Here is a 22,525-nt window from a genome sequence, read left to right on the forward strand (position 1 = left end):
AGGGGCCGCCCGTCGAATTCTGTTTCCGTTCCGGGGGGTCCGGTGAAGGGACGGGGTTTTGCGGGCGGCTGGGCTCAGGAGATCTGCCCTTCCTGTGGCGTGGTGCCGCGGTGGCAGGCGGCGCCGTGGAACGAAAAAATATATCAGGTCAAGAATTTATCTGAGTTCAATGTTCATCCTGGTACAGTGACGCCATGACTGAGGGGATGAGCCTGCGCGAGCGCAAGAAGCTCCAGACGCGACGACGTCTGCTGGCCGCGGCCACCGAACTCTTCGCCGAGCGCGGCTTCGACAAGGTCTCGGTCGCCGAGATCGCCGAGGCGGCCGACGTGTCGAAGATGACGGTCTTCAACTACTTCGCCGGCAAAGAGGACTTGGTCCTCGCTCCCATGGAGGAGCACATAGGCGATGTCGCGCGGGTGGTCGGGGAACGGGCCCCCGGCGAGTCCGCGACGGACGCCGCGCGGCGCCAGTTCCTGGCGGCCGTCGAGTCCCGTGACCCCTCCGTCGGGATGAGCGATGCGCCGGTGGTGCTCGGTCTGCGGCGGCTGATCCAGGAGACCCCGTCGCTGCTGATCCGGGCCCACGCGTTCTCCATGCGCGCCCTCGACCTGCTCGCGGAAGTCCTGATCGAGGAGGGGGAGGAGCCGTCCACCGCCCGGATCGCGGCCGCCCAGCTGATCTCCACCCGCAACGCCCTGATCGCTGCGAATCAACGGCGGCTGCTGGCAGGGGACTCGGCGGACGCGATCGCGCCGGATGCCCTCGCGCTCGCCGCGCAGGGCTTCGACCTCCTCGACAAGGGGCTCGGCGGCTTCGCGACGAGGCGCTGACGGCGGCCGGTCCGCAGGGCGTTGACGGCGGCCGGTCCGCAGGGCGTTGATGCCGGCCGGTCCGCGGGGCGTTGACGTCGGCCGTCCGTCCGGGCCGGGGCCTGTTCGCCCCAGATCTGCCGAGAATCCCTCGGGCTGTCGGGCCGCGACGCCGCCCGCTTGAAGTCCTGGTCCATGCACGCCGTGCGTTGGGCTCCTGGACCGCGCTGTCGTCCGATTAGGCTCCTGAACCATGCCGCCGTCCCAGAAACGAGCCCGCCGCTACGACCCGGTCAGGACCCGCACCGCGGTCCTTGCGCAGTTCTCCCATGTCCGGGAAGCGGTCAGCGCCCTGACGCCCGAACAGCTCGCCCTGCCGACCCGGCTCGGGGACTGGACCGTACGCGACCTGGCCGTCCATCTGGCCATGGCGCTCTCGCACGTCACGCAGAATCTGGAACGGCCCGAACCCGCCTCGCCGAAGCCCGGTCTGACGCTCCTCACATGGCCGTTCACGACAGCGGACAGGGCCGCTCACATCGCCGACGACGCGAAGGCGCTCGCCGCGGACCGTCCGGATCTGGAAGCGCTGTACGGGGAGGTCGCCGGGCGGTTCGAGGAGTTGGTGCCCGGTGTCCCGGAGGACCGGCTGCTGCAGACCCGGGTCGGTGCGATGCGGCTGGCCGACGTCCTCGTCACCCGCACCGTCGAACTCGTCGTGCACACCGACGACCTGAACGAGGCGACCGGCCTCGGTATCCCGTACGACCGCCAGGCACTCGCCGCCTGCACCCGGCTGCTCGCCGACGCCCTCGCGGAGAAGGCGCCGGGCGGCTCGGTCGAGGTGCGTGTCCCGCCGTTCGCCGTCGTCCAGTGCGTCCAGGGCCCCCGGCACACCCGCGGTACGCCGCCCAATGTCGTCGAGACCGATCCGCTCACCTGGATCCGGCTCGCCACCGGCCGCACGGAGTGGGCGCGGGCGCTCGACGCGGCGGAGGTCAGCGCGAGCGGCGAGCGGGCCGACCTCGCCGCTCTGCTGCCGCTCATGGGGTGAGGCGGGAGCCGGACGAGATCCCGCGCCGCTCCCGTGCCTCACCCCTCACCCCTCACCCTTCATTCCTCGCCTCAGGAACCCGTCGGGTACGGCAGCAGGCCGGCGTTCGTCCGTTCCCAGGAGGCCCGCAGCTCGGCCAGCAGCTCCGATTCCGCGGCTGCCCGGTCGGCCTGCTCCCGCTGGTCGTGGGCGAGCTGGAACAACTGGTCCCGCCCGCTGCTGCCCCGGTAGTACTTCCAGTCACCGCGCCGCAGGGCCCGCTCTCCGCGTACCCGCCAGAACAGATCCCGCTCCCGCGGCTTCTCGCCCCGCAGCAGGTACCCGGCGAGGCTGATGCCGTCCAGCGGGTACGCCGGATCAGGCCGGGCGCCGCCGAGTTCCAGCAGCGTCGCCGTCCAGTCGGGCGTGAACACCGGCAGATCGCTCACCTGGTGCGGATCGATCCTGGCGGGCCAGCGCAACACCGCCGGAACCCGGATACCGCCCTCCAGGAGCGAGCTCTTGTTGCCGGAGAGGGGCCACTGGTACGAGAAGCGCTCGCCGCCGTTGTCACTGGCGAAGAAGACGAGGGTGTCCTCCTCCTGGCCGGACCGCTTCAGTGCCTTCAGCACCTCACCGACCGAGCGGTCCAGGTCCTCGACCATCTGCTTGTACTTCTCGACCGAGCCGCCGTCGGCGTGGAACAGACCCGCCAGGCCTCCGGCCTTGATCTTGCGGACGATCTCGGCGCTCTCGGCCGTGTCGCCCTCCGCGATCCACGGCCAGTGCGGGGTGGTGAAGTTCAGATTGAGCAGCCACGGCCGTTCGTGGTCGCGCTGTACGTACTCGCTCGCCCGCTCGGTCAGGATCCGCGTGTAGTAGCGCAGGTCCTTGTACTCGGCGTCGCCCTCGTACAGGTCGTACTCGCCGCCCAGGCCGAGCTTGGAGTAGTACTCCAGCGCCCCGCCGAAGTTCCCGAAGAACTCGTCCCACCCGGACTTGGTGGGGCTGTAGTCGGGCAGATAGCCGCAGTGCCACTTGCCGATCAGCGCGGTGGCGTACCCCGCGCCGCGCAACAGCGACGCGAGCGTGGGGTGGGTGGGTTCGAGGCCCACCGACCGGTCCGCGATGGGCTCGGCGAGCCCGCCCTTCGTACGGCCCGGATAGCGCCCGGTGTAGAGGCTGAATCGGGTGGGGGAGCAGGTGGCGGACCCGGAGTACGCGTCTGTGAACCGCACGCCCTGCTGTCCCAGCCGGTCCAGATGGGGGGTGTGGATGTGCGGCGATCCGTAGGAGGAGAGGTCGGCCCAGCCGAGGTCGTCGCCGAGGATGAAGAGGATGTTGGGCCGCCGGGAGTGGGTGCCGCGGGCCGCCTGGAAGGGCCGCTCCCGGACCTCGCCCGTCACGGGGGTGGCCGCGGCGGCGGTGGCGGCAGGGATCCCGACGGCGGCGGTGGCGGCCGTGACGCCGACCGCGGTGCCGAAGGCGCGCCGGGTCAGCGGGCCGCTCGACGTATTGGCACTGTTGTTCGAAGTTTGGGATGACATGAACGCTCCGGGGCAGGGTTCGGCCGCGCGCGGCGGCGAAAGGAGTGGAACCTGTCAGGGGTCAGGAGCCGGACGTGGCTCCGGATTCGGCTCCGGATGCGGCGCGCACACAGCCGTGTGCGGGCGACGGGACAGAGGTGCGGTCACAACCGGCGCGCGACAGCGGAGGGGAAGTGGCATCGGCCGCGCGCGAGGAAGGCGCGGAAGCGGGGAAGCGAACGCGGCGACCGAGAACGCGCCGGGGGAATCAGGCGCGGCGACAGATGGCGCTCGCGACGCGTCCCAGATCGACGTGGCGGCGCTCCACGAGCGCGACCGAGTGGTCACCGAGAGGCTGCATGAAGCAGGAGACTGCCAATCGGGCATGCGCCTGTCAACGGCGGTCTCGCACTGCGGACCGCCTGCCGCGGTGGCGGCGATGCGCGCGTACGCCTCGGCCCAGTGGCGGCGATGCGCGCGTACGCCTCGGCCCAGTGGTGGCGATGCGCGCGTACGCCTCGGCCCAGTGGTGGCGACGGGCCCGGACCGCCCGGCGCGCTGACCGCGATGTGCCGCGCAATTCCCGGCCCAGTGGCGGCGACAGGCCACGAACAGAGCGGCGCCGCATCGCGTGAGCCCCTTCGTGAGCCGCTTCGGGAGGCCCGAAACGGGTCGGTCGGGTGTGAGGCTCGCCACGAAACGGGCGTTCGGCCGGGTGCTCCGCCGGAACGTCGACCGGTTCACCGAGCGCCACCCTCCGTCCTCGGTCGGCCCTCGGACCCACGTGGCCGAAACCGGACGGTAACCGGCCGCTGGTCCGGGTGACCGGCGCTCTGTGGCCGGTTCGTACCGCGTCCCGCGCACGGTCCTGTTCCGGAAGTGATCACTCCAAGTGACGGTCCGGAGGGGCCTCCGAACGGCCTCCGGGAGCGATTCCCCGGAGCTCGGGACCGGTATCCCGAATTCGGACCAGTGGTCGACCTCGCCTACACTCGGTTGCGTGCCCCGTGGTGATGGACGACTCAACCACGACCTGCTCCCCGGAGAGAAAGGCCCCCAGGACGCTTGCGGCGTCTTCGGTGTCTGGGCTCCGGGCGAAGAGGTCGCCAAGCTCTCCTATTTCGGACTGTATGCCCTGCAGCACCGTGGACAGGAGTCCGCGGGCATCGCAGTGAGCAACGGGTCCCAGATCCTGGTCTTCAAGGACATGGGACTGGTCTCGCAGGTCTTCGACGAAACGTCTCTGGGTTCCCTCCAGGGCCATATCGCGGTCGGCCATGCCCGCTACTCCACCACCGGTGCTTCGGTGTGGGAGAACGCGCAGCCGACCTTCCGTGCGACCGCGCACGGCTCGATCGCCCTGGGTCACAACGGCAACCTGGTCAATACGGCCCAGCTCGCCGAGATGGTCGCCGACCTTCCCCGCAAGGACGGTCGCGCCACCCAGGTCGCCGCGACGAACGACACCGACCTGGTGACCGCGCTGCTCGCCGGCCAGACCGATGAGGACGGCAAGCCGCTCACCATCGAGGAGGCCGCCGCGAAGGTGCTCCCCGATGTGAAGGGTGCCTTCTCCCTCGTCTTCATGGATGAGCACACCCTCTACGCCGCTCGTGACCCGCAGGGCATCCGCCCGCTGGTCCTCGGCCGGCTGGAGCGCGGCTGGGTGGTCGCCTCCGAGAGCGCCGCCCTCGACATCTGCGGTGCCAGCTTCGTCCGCGAGATCGAGCCGGGCGAGCTCGTCGCCATCGACGAGAACGGTCTGCGCAGCTCGCGCTTCGCGGAAGCGAAGCCCAAGGGGTGTGTCTTCGAGTACGTCTATCTGGCCCGCCCCGATACCGACATCGCCGGGCGCAACGTCTATCTCTCCCGAGTGGAGATGGGCCGCAAGCTCGCCGCCGAGTCCCCCGTCGAGGCCGATCTGGTCATAGCGACTCCGGAGTCCGGCACCCCCGCCGCCATCGGTTACGCGGAGGCCAGCGGCATTCCGTTCGGCTCCGGACTGGTGAAGAACGCCTACGTCGGCCGGACCTTCATCCAGCCGTCCCAGACCATTCGCCAGCTGGGTATCCGACTCAAGCTGAACCCGCTCAAGGAAGTCATCAAGGGCAAGCGCCTGGTGGTCGTCGACGACTCGATCGTCCGCGGCAACACCCAGCGCGCACTGGTCCGGATGCTTCGCGAGGCCGGCGCCGCCGAGATCCACATCCGGATCTCGTCCCCGCCGGTGAAGTGGCCCTGCTTCTTCGGCATCGACTTCGCGACCCGCGCCGAGCTGATCGCCAACGGCATGACGGTCGACGAGATCTGCACCTCGATGGGTGCCGACTCGCTCGCGTACATCTCGCTCGACGCGATGGTCGAGGCGACGACGATCGCCAAGCCGAACCTGTGCCGCGCCTGCTTCGACGGTGAGTACCCGATGGAGCTGCCGGACCCGGAGCTGCTCGGCAAGCAGCTGCTGGAGACCGAGCTGGCGGCAGGCCCCGCGGCAACCGCCGCGTCCGACGCGCTGCGTCGTCCGTGACGGCCCGGCCGTACACCTCCGGCCACCAGCCCCGTATCTCCACACGAAAGATCCCAGGCAATGTCTGAGACAACAGGTGCTTCCTACGCGGCAGCGGGCGTCGACATCGAGGCCGGCGACCGTGCCGTCGAGCTGATGAAGGAGTGGGTGAAGAAGACGCGGCGCCCCGAGGTCCTCGGCGGCCTCGGCGGTTTCGCCGGACTCTTCGACGCCTCGGCCCTCAAGCGTTACGAGCGTCCGCTGCTCGCCTCCGCCACGGACGGCGTCGGCACGAAGGTCGACCTCGCCCGCAAGATGGGCGTGTACGACACGATCGGCCACGACCTCGTCGGCATGGTCGTCGACGACCTGGTCGTCTGTGGCGCCGAGCCGCTCTTCATGACCGACTACATCTGCGTCGGCAAGGTGCACCCGGAGCGTGTCGCGTCCATCGTGAAGGGCATCGCCGAAGGCTGTGTCCTCGCCGGCTGTGCCCTGGTCGGCGGCGAGACCGCCGAGCACCCGGGCCTCCTCGGACCGGACGACTTCGATGTCGCGGGCGCCGGCACGGGCGTGGTCGAGGCCGACCGCCTGCTCGGCCCGGAACGTATCCGTAAGGGTGACGTCGTGATCGCGATGGCGTCGTCCGGTCTTCACTCCAACGGGTACTCGCTCGTCCGTCACGTGGTCTTCGACCGGGCCGGCTGGGCGCTGGACCGCGAGGTCGAGGAGTTCGGCCGGACACTCGGCGAGGAGCTCCTGGAGCCCACCAAGATCTACTCGCTGGACTGCCTCGCCCTCACCCGGACGACCGAGGTGCACGGCTTCAGCCACGTCACCGGCGGTGGCCTGGCCAACAACCTGGCCCGAGTCATCCCGGACGGGCTGCACGCCAGGGTCGACCGCTCCACCTGGACACCCGGCGCGGTCTTCGACCTGGTCGGCAGGGCGGGGCAGGTCGAGCGCCTCGAACTGGAGAAGACGCTGAACATGGGCGTCGGCATGATCGCGATCGTCCCGGCCTCGTCCGTGGACGTGGCCCTGACCACGCTGGCGGACCGCGGGGTCGAGTCGTGGGTCGCGGGGGAGATCACGGAGCGCGGTGCGCACACCTCGGGTGCCGAGCTGGTGGACGACTACGCGCGGTAGCACGGAAGGCGACCGGGCCCGCCCGGTCGCCGCTTCGTCGTCGACACATGCGTCCTCGGCCGCTTCGTCCTCGGCCGCTTCGTCCTCGGCCACCGGACGCGTTCGTGAAGGACGCCGTCGAGCGCCGGGAAGCGGGCCGGTCCGTCGGCGCGGTGCGGGGAGCGGGCCCGGTGCCGCCCTTGGACGGACACCGAAATCCGTCCGCACGACCGGACCGTTTCGGGGCAGCACAGAACCCGGTCCGGGACAGGCCCGGACCGGGTTGATGTGTCAGCGCGAGGTCAAGCGCCGCGGCGCTGTGACGACGGACCGGACTTGTCGTCCTCGTCCTCATCGTCGTCGTCGTTGTACAGATCCGCGTACTGTGCGTACGGGTCATCTTCCTCGTCATCGTCCTCGAACGGCTCTGCGTTCGGTGGTTGACTCGAAGGCGATGCGCCCAGCTCATTGGCCAGACGCGACAGGTCAGTCCCGCCGCTGCTGTACTTCAGCTGGCGGGCGACCTTCGTCTGCTTGGCCTTTGCCCGGCCGCGCCCCATGGCTCGACCCCCTCGGTGACGGGGCTCGACGGCCCCAGAGTCTTGACACGCGTTCATGTTTCAGGACGGGCTCTCGATAGAGAGACCGTGCCTGTAGAGCTTTAACGGTACCTGCTTCCGCGGCCATACGGTACGCCGCCCGCATCACGCGCCCCGGAAGAAGACCGGCGAGAAGCTCCGTCCTCGCTGGTCAACTGCGATTTTAACCTCTTCTCGGCACGCGACCCGCCGACCGGCGTGAGTCTTGTCTCGCCGGTCGGCGGGTCACAGGGAAAAAGCGAGGGGGCGTCGGGTGACGCCCCCTCGACCTTCAGTTACGGCGCGCCTCGGCCATGCGCTGCTCGGCGATCCGGTCGGCCGCGGCGGCCGGCGGAATCCCGTCTCGCTTCGCATGTGCGAATGTGTCGAGCGTGGTGTCGAAGATCTTCGACGCCTTGGCCTTGCATCGGTCGAAGTCGAAGCCGTGCAGTTCGTCGGCGACCTGGATGACCCCGCCCGCGTTCACCACGTAGTCGGGCGCGTACAGGATCGCCCGGTCCGCGAGGTCCTTCTCGACGCCGGGGTGCGCGAGTTGGTTGTTGGCCGCGCCGCACACCACCTTCGCGGTGAGCACCGCAACGCTGTCGTCGTTCAGCGCGCCGCCGAGCGCGCACGGGGCGTAGATGTCGAGACCCTCGGTGCGGATCAGTGCCGCGGTGTCCGCGGCGACGGCGACCTCGGGGTGCAGATCGGTGATGCGGCGGACGGACTCCTCGCGCACATCCGTGACGACGACCTCCGCCCCGTCCGACAGCAGATGCTCGACCAGGTGGTGACCGACCTTGCCGACGCCCGCGACCGCCACTTTTCGGCCACGCAGCGTCGGGTCGCCCCAGAGGTGCTGGGCAGAGGCCCGCATGCCCTGGAAGACACCGAAAGCCGTGAGCACCGAGGAGTCGCCGGCTCCTCCGTTCTCCGGGGAGCGGCCGGTGGTCCAGCGGCACTCGCGGGCGACGACGTCCATGTCGGCCACGTACGTGCCGACGTCGCAGGCCGTGACGTAGCGTCCGCCGAGCGAGGCGACGAACCGGCCGTAGGCCAGCAGCAGCTCCTCGGACTTGATCTGCTCGGGGTCTCCGATGATCACGGCCTTGCCGCCGCCGTGGTCGAGACCGGCCATGGCGTTCTTGTACGACATACCGCGCGACAGGTTCAGCGCGTCCGCGACCGCCTCCGCCTCGGAGGCGTACGGATAGAAGCGGGTGCCGCCGAGGGCCGGGCCCAGAGCGGTGGAGTGGATGGCGATGACGGCCTTGAGGCCACTGGCGCGGTCCTGGCAGAGCACGACCTGCTCGTGGCCCCCCTGATCCGAGTGGAACAGGGTGTGCAGTACATCGACAGGAACGCCGGTCACATCGGTCACTGTGGTGACTCCCAAGTACGAAGCGGCGGAGGACCCTCCTGAAGGTGGGGAGGGCCGCGGACCGCCGGCACGGCCGGTCCGATGGGCAAGAGGGTAAGTCCTACGCGGACGTAGATCTGTTCCAGTGCCGGGGATCACCCCCCGGCGGAGTACGGGCATGACACGATTTGCTGCATGTCGGTGGTGTCTTCAGTGCTTGTGCCGTACGCGTCCTACCTCCGGGTGTACGAGCCGCTGGCAGCCTTCCCGGAGCCCGAGCGCGGCCACTGGGCCCGCTACGCGGAGCGTCCCCGTATGCCCACGGCCCAGGACGAACTGCGCCGTTCGCTCGCCGACCTGGTGGCCACACCGCCGGTCGGCGTGCCGGTGCACGAGAGCGGGGACGCGTTCGTCGCCGAGCTGGACGGCGTGGTGTGCGTCTGCCCGTGGCGGACCAGGCTGCGCGGCTGGCTGGCGCTGGACGAGCTGACGGAGATGTTCCCCGCGCCCGTGCTCGACGCCGTGCTGCCGCCGGTGGTGCGCGGCCAGGCGGTCGCGGACCACGAGCGGTGGGCGGAGCGCAATCCGGACGCCAGGCCCTGGATCCTCACCGCGGTCTGGCAGGTCCCGGTGCGCTGGTTCGTTCTCTTCTGCGACGAGGAGCGGGAGTACATCGCCGCCGGCGAGGGCGGTGAGCCACCCGTGCTGCGCTACCGGACGCCGATGGTCCAGGCCCGGCGCCGGCTGGCGCGGGGGCTGAGGACGCTGCGCGAGAACGTGGACGAAGGTCCGCTGACCCAGGGGCTCGTGGAGGTGGGGCGCTGGCTGGAGGAGTTCCATCCCCGCGCCCTGGTCGAGCTGGACTACGCCGGTCTGGTGCACGCGCTGCCCGCGGAGCAGCTCGCCGGGGACCGCTCGGCCGCCGACGTGGCCGAGGGCATCGCGGCGCTGCGGGCCGGTGACACGGAAGGCGCCGGTGCGGCGTACGGACGGCTGGCGGAGCGCTGGCGGGCGGTAAGAGACCGTCAATTCGCGAACTGACACGGTCCCGTATGCGTCTGAACCTGTGACCTGTGTGACACGTGGAGCTGAAGAGGCGGAAGCGTATCTCAGGGGTCCTAGGACCTACGTCCCGAACCGGTCCTTTGCGCGCAAGCGTGATGGATAGCACTAACGGGGCCCTTGCGCCCTTCCCTACTCCTCGTGCCAAAATAGGACAAGGAGTCCGGGGAGGGCTCCATCCGTCCAACTAGGGGCGGATTGCTCTGCATTGCACGCTATGGGGGGTCTGGTGACTCCTGATCGCTCTGTGACTGATCGTCACGGTGGTGTGACTGTCCGCTATGGCATGGTCCATCGGCTTCCGTCGCTGATGAACACCTGGGAGGGCAATTCCATCGGTTTGGCCGACGTGGCTGGACGGATGGTGTAGTTGTAGTGCCGAGGACAAGCCGTTCGTCCTATAACCGACTCGGCCCGCGTCTGCCATTTCGGGCAACGCGGGTCAAGGTGCAGAATTTAGAGGAAAGAACCGAGATGGTTCGGTTCTCCCGAGGAGGCCGCTCATGACCGCTCGCACCCCTGATGCCGAGCCGCTGCTGACCCCGGCTGAGGTTGCCACGATGTTCCGCGTGGACCCGAAGACGGTTACCCGCTGGGCCAAGGCAGGCAAGCTCACGTCCATCCGCACGCTCGGTGGACATCGCCGGTACCGCGAGGCAGAGGTCCGCGCACTGCTTGCGGGTATTCCGCAGCAGCGCAGCGAGGCCTGAAACATCCCTGTCGCCGCACCACAACCGGGCTTTCGGGGCCCCCAATCCCGCATAGTCCGCCCATAGCTCCACATGACGGGCGCCTGCCCCAACGGGCGCCATACCTGTGCCATACGGGTGCGTCGTTCGATCGCGCTGGACTCCGCCGGGTCCAGCGCGATCTTTTTTGTGTGCCCCGAGGGTTCCGGTGGCTGTTCTTCGCCGGCCGGCCTCGGGGGTTCTTCCTCGCCCGCAAGCGCCTCGGGCCCCCTCGGGGCGCCACTGAAAACCGGGCGTCCGGTTGGCTCCGGTGGGCGCCGTGCGGGCTTGCGCGGGTCTGTGCGGGACTGTTCCCGGTCGTCCGGGAAGGTCGGGCCGGGACCGTTCGGAAAGTCCCGTCGCGCTCCTGTCCTGGTGGTGCAATTGCACATATTAAATTCGCTAGTTGTAGGAAGGGAGTAAAGTCACCCCTTCTCAAAACTCCTTTGGTGACTCCCGTCACACCGTATGAGTCTTGCCAACTCCGAGCCTGCCACCGTCGGGAAGCGGAATGCCTCGCCGTGGATCACCCCGTGCAGGGACTTTCGACCCTGGCCTCCCGGCCTTCCTGTGCGCCGTCCTGGCGTCCCGCGCGCAGGACCGGCGGCCCGACGGGGAAAGGGGACGCCCTGGAGGCCGTGACGGGCTCCAGGGTGAGCCGCAGGAGCCGGTGGCAGACCGGGCAGCGGTGGGTGAGATGGCGATAGTCGGAAGCGGCAGCCAGATGGGCGCGCAGAAGCGCGCAGATCCTGTGCTCAGTGGATGTCGCCATGCGCGCCACCTCCCGGTGGAACGCCGCCCCCCACAGGGGCGACCCCTGCTGTTTGAGTACTCGTCGGCAGCCGTCGGAGTCAAGACGTGCGAAAGCCCGGATCCAGAGAATCCGGGCTTTCGTTACTGCGGTCCTGACGGGATTTGAACCCGCGGCCTCCACCTTGACAGGGTGGCGAGCACTCCAAACTGCTCCACAGGACCAGGTTTTCGCTGCTGCCTTGCGGCTGGCTGCGAAGACAGACTGTACAGCAGGTCAGAGGGTCTGGTCGACTTCACCCAGGGTGGTGATTCCGCTACGGCCCTCGCGGGGCCGCCTCACGGCGCCGCCGCGTCGATCGCCTTCACGATCCGCTTGTCGGAGACGGGTTGAGCCGTCCCCAGGGCGTGCGCGAAGTAGCTGACCCGGAGCTCCTCGATCATCCAGCGGATGTCCAGGACCTCCTGCGGAACGGGCCTGCCCTGCGGCATCTGTTCGAGCAGCCAGGCGTACTCGTCCTGCATCTCGTGCACCTTCTCCATGCGCGTGGTGTCGCGCTGGACGGCGGTGGGCATCTGCTGGAGCCGACGGTCCGCGGCGACCAGATAGCGCATCAGGTCGGGCAGCCTGCGCAGCCCGGTCGCGGTGACGAAGCCCGGTGGCACGAGGGCCGCGAGCTGGTTCCGTACGTCGGCGACGTTGTCGACCAGGACGAGGCTGTGGGTGGCCTTCAGGCGCCGCTCGCAGGACTGCCAGGCGGCCAGCACCTGCTGGACCTGCTTGACGGTGTGCTCGGTCAGTGCGACGAGGTCGGCACGCACCTTGTCGTACAGCTTGCGGAACGACTCCTCGTCCCAGGCGGGGCCGCCGTGCACGCCGATCAGCCGGTCGGCGGCCGCCGTCGCGCAGTCCTCGAAGAGCGCCTGGATGGAGCCGTGCGGATTGCGGGACAGGGCCAGCTTCTGCTGATTCGTCAGCTGGTCCGAGACGAACTTCGCCGGGTTCACCGGGATGTTCAGGAGGATCAGCTTCCGGGTGCCGCGCCACATCGCCTGCTGCTGCTCGGCCTCGGTGTCGAAGAGGCGTACGGCGACGGTGCCCGCCGCGGCCCCGTCCTGGTCGACGAGCGCCGGATACGCCTTGACGGGCTGGCCGGCACGCCGGGTCTCGAAGACCCGGTCCAGCGTGCCGATCGTCCAGTCCGTGAGGCCCGAACGCTCGATGGACTCGCCCGACGGGCCCGCGGTGGCCGCGGCGGCCTTGGAGATGGCCTGGCGGGCCTTGGGGCGCAGTTGGAGCTTCAGCGCCTCCAGGTCCTTGCCCTCGGCGACCTTGCGACGCCGCTCGTCGACGATCCGGAAGGTGATCTTCAGGTGGTCCGGGACGCGGGTCAGGTCGAAGTCGCCGGCGTCGACCGGGACGCCGACCATGCGCTGGAGCTCCCGGGCCAGGGTGACCGGCAGCGGTTCCTGGAGCGGAACAGCCCGGTCCAGGAACGTGCCCGCGTAGTTCGGTGCGGGGACATAGTGCCGGCGGATCGGCTTGGGCAACGAGCGGATCAGCTCCGTGACCACTTCTTCGCGCAGACCGGGGATCTGCCAGTCGAAGCCCTCGGCGGTGACCTGGTTGAGCACCTGGAGCGGTACGTGCACGGTCACGCCGTCCGCGTCCGCGCCGGGCTCGAACTGGTACGTCACCCTGAACTTGAGCTTCCCCTGCCGCCAGGAGTCCGGGTAGTCGTCCTTGGTGACCGTCCCGGCCTTCTCGTTGATGAGCATCGAGCGCTCGAAGTCCAGCGCGTCCGGCTCGTCGCGGCGCTTGTGCTTCCACCAGGAGTCGAAGTGCGCCCCGGAGACCACGTGCTCGGGGATGCGCTGGTCGTAGAAGTCGAAGAGCGTCTCGTCGTCCACGAGGATGTCGCGGCGCCGGGCGCGGTGCTCAAGCTCTTCGACCTCGCCGAGGAGCTTGCGGTTGTCGTGGAAGAACTGGTGGTGCGTCCGCCAGTCGCCCTCGACCAGGGCATTGCGGATGAACAGGTCGCGGGAGGTCTCGGCATCGATCCGGCCGAAATTGATCTTGCGCTGGGCGACGATGGGCACCCCGTACAGCGTGACCCGCTCGAAGGCCATCACCGCCGCCTGGTCCTTCTCCCAGTGCGGCTCGCTGTAGGTGCGCTTCAGCAGGTGCTGAGCCAGCGGCTCGATCCACTCGGGCTCGACCTTGGCATTGACCCGCGCCCACAGCCGGGACGTCTCGACCAGCTCGGCCGACATCACGAACCGCGGCTGCTTCTTGAAGAGCGCCGATCCGGGGAAGATCGCGAACTTGGCGCTGCGGGCCCCCAGGTACTCGTTCTTCTCGGTGTCCTTCAGCCCGATGTGCGAGAGCAGACCGGCCAGCAGCGAGGTGTGGACCGACTGCTCGGGGGCGTCCGCGCCCGCCGAGGGCTCCCCGACCTGCATGCCCATCTGCTTGGCCACCGTACGCAGCTGGGCGTAGATGTCCTGCCATTCCCGGATGCGCAGGTAGTTGAGGTACTCCTGCTTGCACATCCGGCGGAAGCTGGACGAGCCGCGCTCCTTCTGCTGCTCGCGGATGTACCGCCACAGATTCAGGAACGCCAGGAAGTCGGAGGTCTCGTCCTTGAAACGGGCGTGCTGCTGATCGGCCTGCGTCTGCTTCTCCGAGGGCCGCTCGCGCGGGTCCTGGATGGAGAGCGCGGAGGCGATCACCATGACCTCACGGACACAGCCGTTGCGGTCGGCCTCGATGACCATGCGGGCCAGGCGTGGGTCGACGGGCAGCTGCGAGAGCTTCCGCCCCAAATCGGTGAGGTGCTGCCCCTTCTTCCCTTCCCGGGCGGACTTCTCGTCCTGTTCCAGCGCGCCGAGCTCCTGGAGGAGCTGGATGCCGTCGCGGATGTTGCGGTGGTCCGGCGGGTCGATGAAGGGGAACTTCTCGATGTCGCCGAGGTTGGCCGCGGTCATCTGCAGGATGACGGAGGCCAGGTTCGTGCGCAGGATCTCGGGGTCGGTGAACTCCGGACGGGTCAGGAAGTCGTCCTCGGAGTACAACCGGATGCAGATGCCGTCCGACGTACGGCCGCAGCGGCCCTTGCGCTGGTTGGCGCTGGCCTGGGAGATCCGCTCGATCGGCAGCCGCTGGACCTTGGTGCGGTGGCTGTAGCGGGAGATACGGGCGTTGCCCGGGTCGATCACGTACTTGATGCCGGGGACGGTCAGCGACGTCTCGGCGACGTTGGTCGCCAGGACGATCCTGCGGACGATGCCGTGGGGGGTCCGCTGGAAGACGCGGTGCTGCTCGGCGTGCGAGAGCCGGGCGTAGAGGGGGAGCACCTCGGTGTGGCGGAGGTTCTTCTTGTTCAGCGCGTCCGCGGTGTCGCGGATCTCGCGTTCGCCGGAGAGGAAGACCAGGACATCGCCCGGCCCCTCCGACTGGAGCTCGTCGACGGCGTCGCAGATCGCCGTGATCTGGTCCCGGTCCGCGTCGTCGCCGTCCTCTTCGAGGAGCGGACGGTAGCGCACCTCCACCGGGTACGTACGCCCGCTGACCTCGACGATCGGCGCCTGACCGAAGTGCCGTGCGAACCGCTCGGGGTCGATCGTCGCCGAGGTGATGACGACCTTCAGATCCGGGCGCTCGGGCAGCAGCCTGGCCAGATACCCGAGCAGGAAGTCGATGTTCAGCGACCGCTCGTGGGCCTCGTCGATGATGATCGTGTCGTACGCGCGCAACTGGCGGTCCGTCTGGATCTCGGCCAGCAGGATGCCGTCCGTCATCAGCTTGACGTACGTCGCGTCGGGGTTCACCTGGTCGGTGAAACGGACCTTCCAGCCGACGGCTTCGCCCAGCGGGGTCTTCAGCTCGTCCGCGACGCGCTCGGCGACGGTACGGGCCGCGATCCGGCGCGGCTGGGTGTGGCCGATCATGCCCCGGACACCGCGCCCCAGCTCCATGCAGATCTTCGGGATCTGCGTCGTCTTGCCGGAACCGGTCTCCCCGGCGACGATCACGACCTGGTGGTCGCGTATCGCCTCCAGGATCTCGTCCTTCTTCTGACTGACCGGGAGCTGTTCCGGGTAGGACAGGTCCGGCCTGCGCTCGGCACGCCGGGCGAGCCGCTCGGCAGCCTTTCCGGCCTCGGTGGCGATCTCGTCCAGCACGGCCTGCCGGGCCTCTGGCTTGCGGATGCGGCGCGCCCCTTCGAGACGGCGACCGAGCCGGTGCGCGTCACGGAGCGAGATCTGTCCGAGCTGGTGCTGGAGATCAGCGAAGGAAGTAGACATACGGAGCCCAGGATCTCACCCGGGCCCGGCGAACGGCGAACATATTTTGTGCGGTCCGGGTCACCACGTCGGCACTGCGCGGATACGCGGGATCACAGCACGTACCATTTCCGCAGCTGACCACCCGTTGCCCCGTCCGGAAAGGCCGGTCGCCGTGTCCCGTACACAGTGGTGCTGCCTGGTGGCGGTGCTCGCGGTGGTACTCGGACTGTTCTGCGGTTCGGTGACGGGAGTCGCGAGCGACGCGGCAGGGCGTACGGCGGTCGGAGGCGTCTCGGGACGTACGGCCGCCGCGGCGGATACCGCAAGGGCCGTTTCGGGCAGCTCCGCGCGGGCTGCCGTGTCGGATGTCCCGCCGGGCGTTCCGGACAGTCTCGGCCTGGTGGCCGCGCAGGGCGCTCCGGAGAGTCTCGCCCTGGTGGCGGCGTCGTCCGCGGACCGGCACGGGATCCCCGGATGCGGCAAGAGCCGGAAGAGCGAGGACGGCGAGCCGGCCCTGCCGGGCCGGACCCGAGCGGCGTGCGACCAGGCGCCCGGCCCCGCCGAGTGGGGCCTGCCCGCCACCGGACAGGGACCGGCCGACCCGGCCGTACGGATAGAACCGCGCCCCGCCGCCGTCGCGCCCACCCCGGTCGAGCTCTCCGTGCTGAGGGTGTAGACGGCCTCGCTCCGACCGGCCGTACCCCTTCCCTCCCGCACCACCAGCACGGAGCCCCGCATGCCCAAGTCCATGTCCTCACGCACACCGTCGTCCAGGAAGCCGCTGTTCTACGGCGCCGGAGTCGTCGTCGCCGCCGCTCTGCTCGGCTTCGTCTCCTACCGGGCGACCGCACCCGACCACTCCGCCTCCTTGCCCTCCTCTTCCTCGTCGGTCGCCGATGTCACCGAGGCCCCGGACGCCGGCGCCTATCCGGAGCTGGAAAAGCTCGCCCGGCGCGACGCCGGTGACAAGCTCGCGCAGGGCCGGGTCGACGCGCCCGTCGTCCTCATCGAGTACGCCGACTTCAAGTGCGGCTACTGCGGCACGTTCGCCCGTGACACCGAACCCGCCCTGGTGAAGAAGTACGTCGACAACGGCACCCTGCGCATCGAGTGGCGCAACTTCCCGATCTTCGGCGCCGAGTCCGAGGCCGCGGCCCGCGCCGCCTGGGCCGCCGGGCAGCAGGGCCGCTTCTGGCAGTTCCACCGTGCCGCGTACGCCGAGGGCGTCAAGGAGAAGGGGTTCGGAAAGGACCGGCTGCGGGCCCTCGCCCAGCAGGCCGGGGTCGCGGACCTCGACCGCTTCGCGCGCGACGCCGACAGCTCCGCCGCGTCCGCCGCGGTGAGCAAGGACCAGGAACAGGGATACGGGATCGGCGCGACCTCCACCCCGTCCTTCCTGATCAACGGCCGCCCGATCGCCGGGGCCCAGTCGGTGGAGACCTTCGCCGGGGTCATCGAGGCAGCGGTCGAGAAGACCCGCACCACGCAGGACGCCAAGCGCGGTACGGACGCCGAGGACGCCAGGAGTGGCACGGACGCCGAGAACGTCGACGGCAGCGCGAAATGACGGCGGACGCCGGCTATGTCGCGGCCTTCCTCGGCGGACTGCTCGCCCTGCTCAGCCCCTGCAGCGCTCTCCTCCTGCCCGCCTTCTTCGCGTACTCCATCGACTCCGTCTCACGGCTCCTGGCCCGTACCGGCATCTTCTACGCCGGTCTGGCCACCACCCTGGTCCCGCTCGGCGCCGCGGGCTCGTACGCCGGGCGTCTCTTCTACCGCCATCGTGACGCGCTCGTCCTCGGCGCGGGGTGGCTGATCATCGTGCTCGGCATCGTGCAGATCGTGGGTCTGGGCTTCGCGTCGCGCCGGATCGCCGCTCTCAGCGGCCGGATCCGCCCGACCACCGCTGTATCGGTCTATGCACTGGGCGCCGTATACGGACTGGCCGGTTTCTGCGCGGGTCCGATCCTCGGCAGCGTCCTCACCGTGGCGACGGTCAGCGGCAGCCCGGTCTACGGCGGGCTGCTGCTCGCCGTCTACGCGCTGGGCATGGCGGCTCCGCTCTTTCTGCTCGCGTTGCTCTGGGAACGTTTCGACCTGGGCCGGCGCGTGTGGCTGCGGGGGCGCGCCTTCCGGCTCGGCCGATTCGAACTCCACACCACGACGCTGCTTTCCGGGCTCTTCTTCATCGGCCTCGGCACGCTCTTCCTTGCCTACGACGGGACGACGGCGCTGCCCGGACTGCTGGATGTGGACAAGTCGTTCGCCGTGGAGCAGCGGGTCCAGCGCGTCGGCGAGCACGTGCCGGACGCGCCGGCGCTGGTGGCCGTGGTCCTGGTGGTGCTGCTGGTCCTGGCGGCACGGGCCTGGCGCGGCCGGAGCGCGAACTCGGGGGAGCGGGAAGAGACCTGACACGGCGAAGGCCCCGTCCGGTGGACGGGGCCTTCGGGTGGTGGCTGGGGCCGGGATCGAACCGGCGACCTATCGCTTTTCAGGCGATCGCTCGTACCAACTGAGCTACCCAGCCACGCAGCTCAAAAAGGCTGCAGCGGTCCTGACGGGATTTGAACCCGCGGCCTCCACCTTGACAGGGTGGCGAGCACTCCAAACTGCTCCACAGGACCAAGCGGTGTGCGAGACAAGTCTCGCACACGTTTGTTGCGTGCCCCCAACGGGATTCGAACCCGTGCTACCGCCTTGAAAGGGCGGCGTCCTGGGCCACTAGACGATGAGGGCTAAGGGCCCACCTGCGCGCTTTCCAGCGCGTCGGGGACGTGAGAAGCATATGGGATGGCGGCAGCTATCGCCAAAACGGTTTACGGCGAGGTCGCGGGAGGGGCCGGGGAGACCCGGGAGGCGGAGAGGCCGGGGAGGCGGGGGAGTCAGCCCCAGCCCAGTTCGTGGAGCCGTGCGTCCTCGATGCCGAAGTGGTGCGCCACCTCGTGGACGACCGTCACGGCCACCTCGTGGACGACATCCTCCGGCGTCTCGCAGAAGCGCAGGGTCGGGCCCCGGTAGATCGTGATGCGGTCCGGGAGGACGCCGGCGTACCACTCCCCGCGCTCGGTGAGCGGGGTTCCCTCGTAGAGGCCCAGCAGCTCCGGGTCGTCAGCCGGGGGCTCGTCCTCCACGAAGACGGCCACGTTGTCCATGACCCGCGTCAGCTCCGGCGGGATCTGGTCCAGGGCTTCACTCACCAGCTCTTCGAATGCCTCGCGCGTCATCTCCAGCACAGGGCCATTGTCCGGGACGATCGTCGATCGGAGATACATCTGGCGGGGCGGACTGGTCCGGTGGGCGAGCCCCGCCCCGGCGACACGGCCACCGGGTGGCCCCGGGCACCGGCCGGCGATGCCGCCCGCCGGTGAGAGTCCCTGCCCCGAAAGTGGTCCCGGGGCCTGGCCGGCCGGGGCCCCACGGCCGACGCGGTACCGCCGGCCCGCGCGGTGCGGGTGGCGCGCAGGAGGCGTGCGGGAGGTGTGCGGGCCGGACGCGGGGCGTGTCCCCCTCGGGGCCGCGGGAGTTGGACACGGAGCCCCCTTCCTTTCCGTACCGCTCCGTCTCCTCTTCGTACTTCCCGGAGGTGCCTCCCGTGCGTCAGTTGTCCGCCCGCGTCCGATGGGCGGCCGTCATCGCAGTGACGGTCGCCACGTCCACAGGCTGTATGAGCGTCGGCGACGACGGAGGGAAACCCGCGACGTCGCCGTCGTCCGAGCCGAAGGGGAGCGTGGCCGGGCCGGACGGCGAGACCGTGGCAGGCGCGGGCGGTGCCCGCACCGGTGGCGGCGCGGAGGCACATTCCGAACGGGAGGCGGCCGACCGGACGGAATCGGCACAGCCGAGCGGCTCCGCGTCCGCCGATTCCCCGGACTCGCCGGGCCGCGTACGCCCCGGCGCCGGGCCGGGCGGGCCCGGGGAGACGCGGGGCGGCGGGCTGCCGGCCCCCTCGGTCCCACCGTCGGCGCCCGGGGTGCCGCAGCAGCCCGAATCGCCGCCGTCCGAACCGGCCGCCTCCGAGCCGCCCGGTTCCCCGGAACCGGAGCCGGAACCCGCGGAGCCGTCGCCGCAGTCGTCCGCCTCGTCGGCGGCTCAGCTCCGCAACGACGCGATGAGTGCGCTGGAGAAGCCGGCGTTGATGCGGACACCGGACGTGTCGCCGCAGGTGGAGCCGGTCTAGCGGGCGCGTAGAGGAGGGCGGTTTGCGCAATGTGGGGGGGAGTGCGTATGGTGGTAGATCGTTTGATCCCATTGCCCGGCGCCGAAACAGAAGCGCGCCGTGTGGCGCGTACTCTCCCTTGCCGTGGCTGGACCGCATTGAGGCGGTCGAAATTGCGATCACGGAGTTACGGGCGCGTGCCGAGACTCCGGAAGGTTTCGCATTTCGCATGTCAATTTCCAGTCCTGACCACACCGTCATGCCCGAGAACGTCGAGAACGACGAGCTTGTCGTCGACTCCGTAGAGGCCGACGCCCCCCAGGCCGAGCAGGTCGCCGAGCAGGCTGCCGAGCAGGTCGCCGAGCAGGTCGAGTCCGCCGCAGACGCCGAGCAGGCCGAGTCCGCCGACGCCGATGCCGAGCCGACCATCACCTTCGCCGACCTGGGACTGCCCGAGGGCATCGTCCGCAAGCTGGCGCAGAACGGTGTGACCGCGCCCTTCCCGATCCAGGCAGCGACCATCCCGGACGCCCTGGCCGGCAAGGACATCCTGGGCCGTGGCCGTACCGGCTCCGGCAAGACGCTCTCCTTCGGTCTGCCGACCCTGGCCACGCTGGCCGGCGGCCACACGGAGAAGAAGAAGCCCCGCGCGGTCATCCTCACCCCGACCCGTGAGCTCGCGATGCAGGTCGCGGACGCCCTTCAGCCGTACGGCGACGTGCTCGGCCTGAAGATGAAGGTCGTCTGCGGCGGTACGTCGATGGGCAACCAGATCTACGCGCTGGAGCGCGGTGTCGACATCCTCGTCGCCACCCCGGGCCGGCTGCGCGACATCATCAACCGGGGTGCCTGCTCCCTGGAGAACGTCCAGGTCGCCGTCCTCGACGAGGCCGACCAGATGTCCGACCTGGGCTTCCTGCCCGAGGTCACCGAACTGCTCGACCAGGTTCCGGTCGGCGGTCAGCGCATGCTCTTCTCCGCCACGATGGAGAACGAGATCGGCACGCTGGTCAAGCGTTACCTCAACAACCCGGTGAGCCACGAGGTCGACAGCGCCCAGGGCAACGTCACGACCATGACGCACCACGTCCTCGTCGTGAAGCCGAAGGACAAGGCGCCGGTCACCTCCGCCATCGCCGCCCGCAAGGGCCGCACCATCATCTTCGTCCGCACCCAGCTGGGCGCCGACCGCATCGCCGAGCAGCTCGTCGAGGCGGGCGTGAAGGCGGACGCGCTGCACGGCGGCATGACGCAGGGTGCCCGTACCCGCGTGCTCGCCGACTTCAAGGACGGTTACGTCAACGCACTCGTCGCGACCGACGTCGCCGCCCGCGGTATCCACGTCGACGGCATCGACCTGGTGCTCAACGTGGACCCGGCCGGTGACCACAAGGACTACCTGCACCGCTCGGGCCGTACCGCTCGCGCCGGCAAGTCCGGGGTCGTCGTCTCGCTGGCGCTGCCGCACCAGCGCCGCCAGATCTTCCGCCTCATGGAGGACGCGGGCGTCGACGCCTCGCGTCACATCGTGGGTGGCGCGGGCGCCTTCGACCCGGAGGTCGCCGAGATCACCGGCGCCCGTTCGCTGACCGAGGTCCAGGCCGACTCCGCGAACAACGCCGCCAAGCAGGCCGAGCGCGAGGTCGCCGACCTGACCAGGCAGCTGGAGCGCGTCCAGCGCCGCGCCGGCGAGCTGCGCGAGGAGGCCGACCGCCTGGTCGCCCGTGCCGCGCGTGAGCGGGGCGACGACCCCGAGGCCGCCGTGGCCGAGGCCGTCGCCGAGGCGGAGGCCGCCGTCGAGGCCGCCGTCTCCGTACCGGAGCAGCCCGCCGCCCGTGACGACCGTCGCGACGACCGCGGCAACTTCGATCGCCGGGACCGTGGCGGTGACCGCGGCGGCTACCGAGGTGGCAACGACCGCCGTGACGACCGCGGCTTCCAGCGTCGTGACGACCGTTCGTCGGGTGGTCGTTCCTTCGACCGTCGTGACAACGACCGTCCGTCGTTCAACCGGGACCGTCGCGACGACCGCCCCTCCGGCGGGTTCCGTTCCAACGACCGTCGTGACGACCGTTCGTCGGGTGGCCGTTCCTTCGACCGTCGTGACAACGACCGTCCGTCGTTCAACCGGGACCGCCGTGACGACCGCCCCTCCGGCGGGTTCCGTTCCAACGACCGTCGTGACGACCGTTCGTCGGGTGGCCGTTCCTTCGACCGTCGTGACAACGACCGTCCGTCGTTCAACCGGGACCGTCGCGACGACCGCCCCTCCGGCGGGTTCCGCTCCGGTGGCAGTGACCGTCCGTTCAACCGCGACCGTCGCGACGACCGTCCGTCGGGCGGCTTCCGCTCCGGAGGCGACCGCCCCCAAGGCCGCCGCGACGACCACCGTGGCACCGGCACCAACTCCGGTTCCTTCGGCCGCCGCGACGACAAGCCGCGCTGGAAGCGCAACGGCTGAACGCGGTGAAGCGGACCTGCTGAAGGTGAAGGTCCGCTGAGGTTCTTCGAGGAGCGGGCCCACTCGTCGGTCCCGTCGCTCAGCACACCCCTCCGGACACCGTCCACGTACACCACGGCCCGGTCCCGGAGC

At 69.8% G+C, this 22,525-nt stretch carries 18 protein-coding genes and 4 tRNA genes; 11 read left to right on the forward strand and 11 right to left on the reverse strand.

Features of this window, described 5'->3' with window-relative positions:
- The first annotated feature begins 194 nt into the window (after positions 1-194).
- Together ACFVUT_RS29755 and ACFVUT_RS29760 are read left to right on the forward strand one after the other, a co-directional pair.
- Positions 195-833: a TetR/AcrR family transcriptional regulator gene (locus ACFVUT_RS29755; protein WP_389657298.1), complete on the forward strand. Its 639-nt coding sequence runs from the start codon at positions 195-197 to the stop codon at positions 831-833.
- Positions 834-1,065: 232 nt separating this feature from the next.
- A complete protein-coding gene (locus tag ACFVUT_RS29760; protein WP_389657295.1) occupies positions 1,066-1,866 on the forward strand; it encodes a sterol carrier family protein in 801 nt (266 codons plus the stop codon).
- A 71-nt stretch (positions 1,867-1,937) separates the two neighbouring features.
- Here the strand turns inward: ACFVUT_RS29760 and ACFVUT_RS29765 are convergent, their stop codons facing one another.
- Both ACFVUT_RS29765 and ACFVUT_RS29770 read right to left on the reverse strand, forming a co-directional pair.
- Positions 1,938-3,392 carry a sulfatase gene (locus ACFVUT_RS29765; protein WP_389657292.1) on the reverse strand — a complete coding sequence of 485 codons (1,455 nt, stop codon included), beginning with the start codon at positions 3,390-3,392 and terminating at the stop codon, positions 1,938-1,940.
- A gap of 247 nt (positions 3,393-3,639) precedes the next feature.
- The gene (locus ACFVUT_RS29770) at positions 3,640-3,732 is read right to left on the reverse strand and encodes a putative leader peptide (RefSeq protein WP_389657289.1); all 93 of its coding nucleotides are present in this window, start codon (positions 3,730-3,732) and stop codon (positions 3,640-3,642) included.
- Between the two features lie 639 nt (positions 3,733-4,371).
- On the opposite strand from ACFVUT_RS29770, the gene purF reads away from it, so the two are divergent.
- Together purF and purM are read left to right on the forward strand one after the other, a co-directional pair.
- Positions 4,372-5,898, forward strand: coding sequence for an amidophosphoribosyltransferase (purF, locus tag ACFVUT_RS29775; RefSeq protein WP_389657286.1), 1,527 nt, complete (start codon positions 4,372-4,374; stop codon positions 5,896-5,898).
- A 60-nt stretch (positions 5,899-5,958) separates the two neighbouring features.
- A complete protein-coding gene (gene purM / locus ACFVUT_RS29780; RefSeq protein ID WP_389657283.1) occupies positions 5,959-7,026 on the forward strand; it encodes a phosphoribosylformylglycinamidine cyclo-ligase in 1,068 nt (355 codons plus the stop codon).
- Between the two features lie 281 nt (positions 7,027-7,307).
- Here purM and ACFVUT_RS29785 read toward each other — a convergent pair whose 3' ends face one another.
- Together ACFVUT_RS29785 and ACFVUT_RS29790 are read right to left on the reverse strand one after the other, a co-directional pair.
- Positions 7,308-7,565 (reverse strand): DUF3073 domain-containing protein, encoded by a 258-nt coding sequence (locus ACFVUT_RS29785; protein ID WP_317863750.1) that lies wholly within the window; start codon positions 7,563-7,565, stop codon positions 7,308-7,310.
- 310 nt (positions 7,566-7,875) lie between these two features.
- On the reverse strand, positions 7,876-8,967 hold the full coding sequence (locus ACFVUT_RS29790) for a Leu/Phe/Val dehydrogenase (protein ID WP_389657279.1): 1,092 nt from the start codon (positions 8,965-8,967) through the stop codon (positions 7,876-7,878).
- Positions 8,968-9,141: 174 nt separating this feature from the next.
- Here ACFVUT_RS29790 and ACFVUT_RS29795 point away from each other — a divergent pair, with 174 nt between their 5' ends.
- Together ACFVUT_RS29795 and bldC are read left to right on the forward strand one after the other, a co-directional pair.
- Positions 9,142-9,987, forward strand: a complete 846-nt coding sequence (locus tag ACFVUT_RS29795) for a hypothetical protein (RefSeq protein WP_389657276.1) — start codon at positions 9,142-9,144, stop codon at positions 9,985-9,987.
- A gap of 524 nt (positions 9,988-10,511) precedes the next feature.
- On the forward strand, positions 10,512-10,718 hold the full coding sequence (bldC, locus tag ACFVUT_RS29800; protein ID WP_003949541.1) for a developmental transcriptional regulator BldC: 207 nt from the start codon (positions 10,512-10,514) through the stop codon (positions 10,716-10,718).
- A 544-nt stretch (positions 10,719-11,262) separates the two neighbouring features.
- On the opposite strand, the gene ACFVUT_RS29805 is transcribed toward bldC, so the two are convergent.
- The 3 genes from ACFVUT_RS29805 to hrpA all read right to left on the reverse strand — a co-directional run bounded on the left by ACFVUT_RS29805 (position 11,263) and on the right by hrpA (position 15,794).
- The gene (locus tag ACFVUT_RS29805) at positions 11,263-11,508 is read right to left on the reverse strand and encodes a DUF6274 family protein (RefSeq protein WP_389657273.1); all 246 of its coding nucleotides are present in this window, start codon (positions 11,506-11,508) and stop codon (positions 11,263-11,265) included.
- A 128-nt stretch (positions 11,509-11,636) separates the two neighbouring features.
- Positions 11,637-11,711 (reverse strand) — tRNA-Asp (locus ACFVUT_RS29810).
- Positions 11,712-11,825: 114 nt separating this feature from the next.
- Positions 11,826-15,794: an ATP-dependent RNA helicase HrpA gene (hrpA, locus tag ACFVUT_RS29815; RefSeq protein ID WP_389657270.1), complete on the reverse strand. Its 3,969-nt coding sequence runs from the start codon at positions 15,792-15,794 to the stop codon at positions 11,826-11,828.
- A gap of 154 nt (positions 15,795-15,948) precedes the next feature.
- On the opposite strand from hrpA, the gene ACFVUT_RS29820 reads away from it, so the two are divergent.
- Genes ACFVUT_RS29820 through ACFVUT_RS29830 form a run of 3 tightly spaced genes read left to right on the forward strand, consistent with a single transcriptional unit; the run spans position 15,949 to position 18,188 of the window.
- Entirely contained in the window at positions 15,949-16,452 is a 504-nt protein-coding gene (locus tag ACFVUT_RS29820; RefSeq protein WP_389657267.1) for a hypothetical protein, read from the forward strand.
- 60 nt (positions 16,453-16,512) lie between these two features.
- A complete protein-coding gene (locus ACFVUT_RS29825; RefSeq protein WP_389657264.1) occupies positions 16,513-17,343 on the forward strand; it encodes a DsbA family protein in 831 nt (276 codons plus the stop codon).
- Positions 17,340-18,188, forward strand: a complete 849-nt coding sequence (locus ACFVUT_RS29830; protein ID WP_389657261.1) for a cytochrome c biogenesis CcdA family protein — start codon at positions 17,340-17,342, stop codon at positions 18,186-18,188. The genes ACFVUT_RS29825 and ACFVUT_RS29830 overlap by 4 nt, the downstream gene beginning before the upstream one ends.
- A gap of 38 nt (positions 18,189-18,226) precedes the next feature.
- Here the strand turns inward: ACFVUT_RS29830 and ACFVUT_RS29835 are convergent.
- The 4 genes from ACFVUT_RS29835 to ACFVUT_RS29850 all read right to left on the reverse strand — a co-directional run bounded on the left by ACFVUT_RS29835 (position 18,227) and on the right by ACFVUT_RS29850 (position 19,009).
- A tRNA-Phe gene (locus ACFVUT_RS29835) sits at positions 18,227-18,303 on the reverse strand.
- Positions 18,304-18,325: 22 nt separating this feature from the next.
- Positions 18,326-18,400 (reverse strand) — tRNA-Asp (locus ACFVUT_RS29840).
- 39 nt (positions 18,401-18,439) lie between these two features.
- Positions 18,440-18,512, reverse strand: a tRNA-Glu gene (locus ACFVUT_RS29845).
- Between the two features lie 146 nt (positions 18,513-18,658).
- Positions 18,659-19,009, reverse strand: a complete 351-nt coding sequence (locus ACFVUT_RS29850) for a metallopeptidase family protein (protein ID WP_389657258.1) — start codon at positions 19,007-19,009, stop codon at positions 18,659-18,661.
- 359 nt (positions 19,010-19,368) lie between these two features.
- Here ACFVUT_RS29850 and ACFVUT_RS29855 point away from each other — a divergent pair, with 359 nt between their 5' ends.
- Positions 19,369-19,953, forward strand: a complete 585-nt coding sequence (locus ACFVUT_RS29855) for a hypothetical protein (protein ID WP_389657255.1) — start codon at positions 19,369-19,371, stop codon at positions 19,951-19,953.
- Between the two features lie 238 nt (positions 19,954-20,191).
- A complete protein-coding gene (locus ACFVUT_RS29860; protein ID WP_389671076.1) occupies positions 20,192-22,393 on the forward strand; it encodes a DEAD/DEAH box helicase in 2,202 nt (733 codons plus the stop codon).
- Positions 22,394-22,525 lie beyond the last annotated feature (132 nt).

The organism is Streptomyces sp. NPDC058051, assembly GCF_042885475.1.
In the GTDB taxonomy this organism is placed as follows: Bacteria; Actinomycetota; Actinomycetes; order Streptomycetales; family Streptomycetaceae; genus Streptomyces.

Excerpts from the sequence above, each read along its gene's own strand:
- ACFVUT_RS29755 (WP_389657298.1), top strand. The coding sequence starts at position 195 with ATGACTGAGGGGATGAGCCTGCGCGAGCGCAAGAAGCTCCAGACGCGA.
- ACFVUT_RS29760 (WP_389657295.1), top strand. The coding sequence starts at position 1,066 with ATGCCGCCGTCCCAGAAACGAGCCCGCCGCTACGACCCGGTCAGGACC.
- ACFVUT_RS29765 (WP_389657292.1), bottom strand. The coding sequence starts at position 3,392 with ATGTCATCCCAAACTTCGAACAACAGTGCCAATACGTCGAGCGGCCCG.
- ACFVUT_RS29770 (WP_389657289.1), bottom strand. The coding sequence starts at position 3,732 with ATGCAGCCTCTCGGTGACCACTCGGTCGCGCTCGTGGAGCGCCGCCAC.
- purM (WP_389657283.1), top strand. The coding sequence starts at position 5,959 with ATGTCTGAGACAACAGGTGCTTCCTACGCGGCAGCGGGCGTCGACATC.
- ACFVUT_RS29785 (WP_317863750.1), bottom strand. The coding sequence starts at position 7,565 with ATGGGGCGCGGCCGGGCAAAGGCCAAGCAGACGAAGGTCGCCCGCCAG.
- ACFVUT_RS29795 (WP_389657276.1), top strand. The coding sequence starts at position 9,142 with ATGTCGGTGGTGTCTTCAGTGCTTGTGCCGTACGCGTCCTACCTCCGG.
- bldC (WP_003949541.1), top strand. The coding sequence starts at position 10,512 with ATGACCGCTCGCACCCCTGATGCCGAGCCGCTGCTGACCCCGGCTGAG.
- ACFVUT_RS29805 (WP_389657273.1), bottom strand. The coding sequence starts at position 11,508 with ATGGCGACATCCACTGAGCACAGGATCTGCGCGCTTCTGCGCGCCCAT.
- hrpA (WP_389657270.1), bottom strand. The coding sequence starts at position 15,794 with ATGTCTACTTCCTTCGCTGATCTCCAGCACCAGCTCGGACAGATCTCG.
- ACFVUT_RS29825 (WP_389657264.1), top strand. The coding sequence starts at position 16,513 with ATGCCCAAGTCCATGTCCTCACGCACACCGTCGTCCAGGAAGCCGCTG.
- ACFVUT_RS29830 (WP_389657261.1), top strand. The coding sequence starts at position 17,340 with ATGACGGCGGACGCCGGCTATGTCGCGGCCTTCCTCGGCGGACTGCTC.
- ACFVUT_RS29860 (WP_389671076.1), top strand. The coding sequence starts at position 20,192 with ATGCCCGAGAACGTCGAGAACGACGAGCTTGTCGTCGACTCCGTAGAG.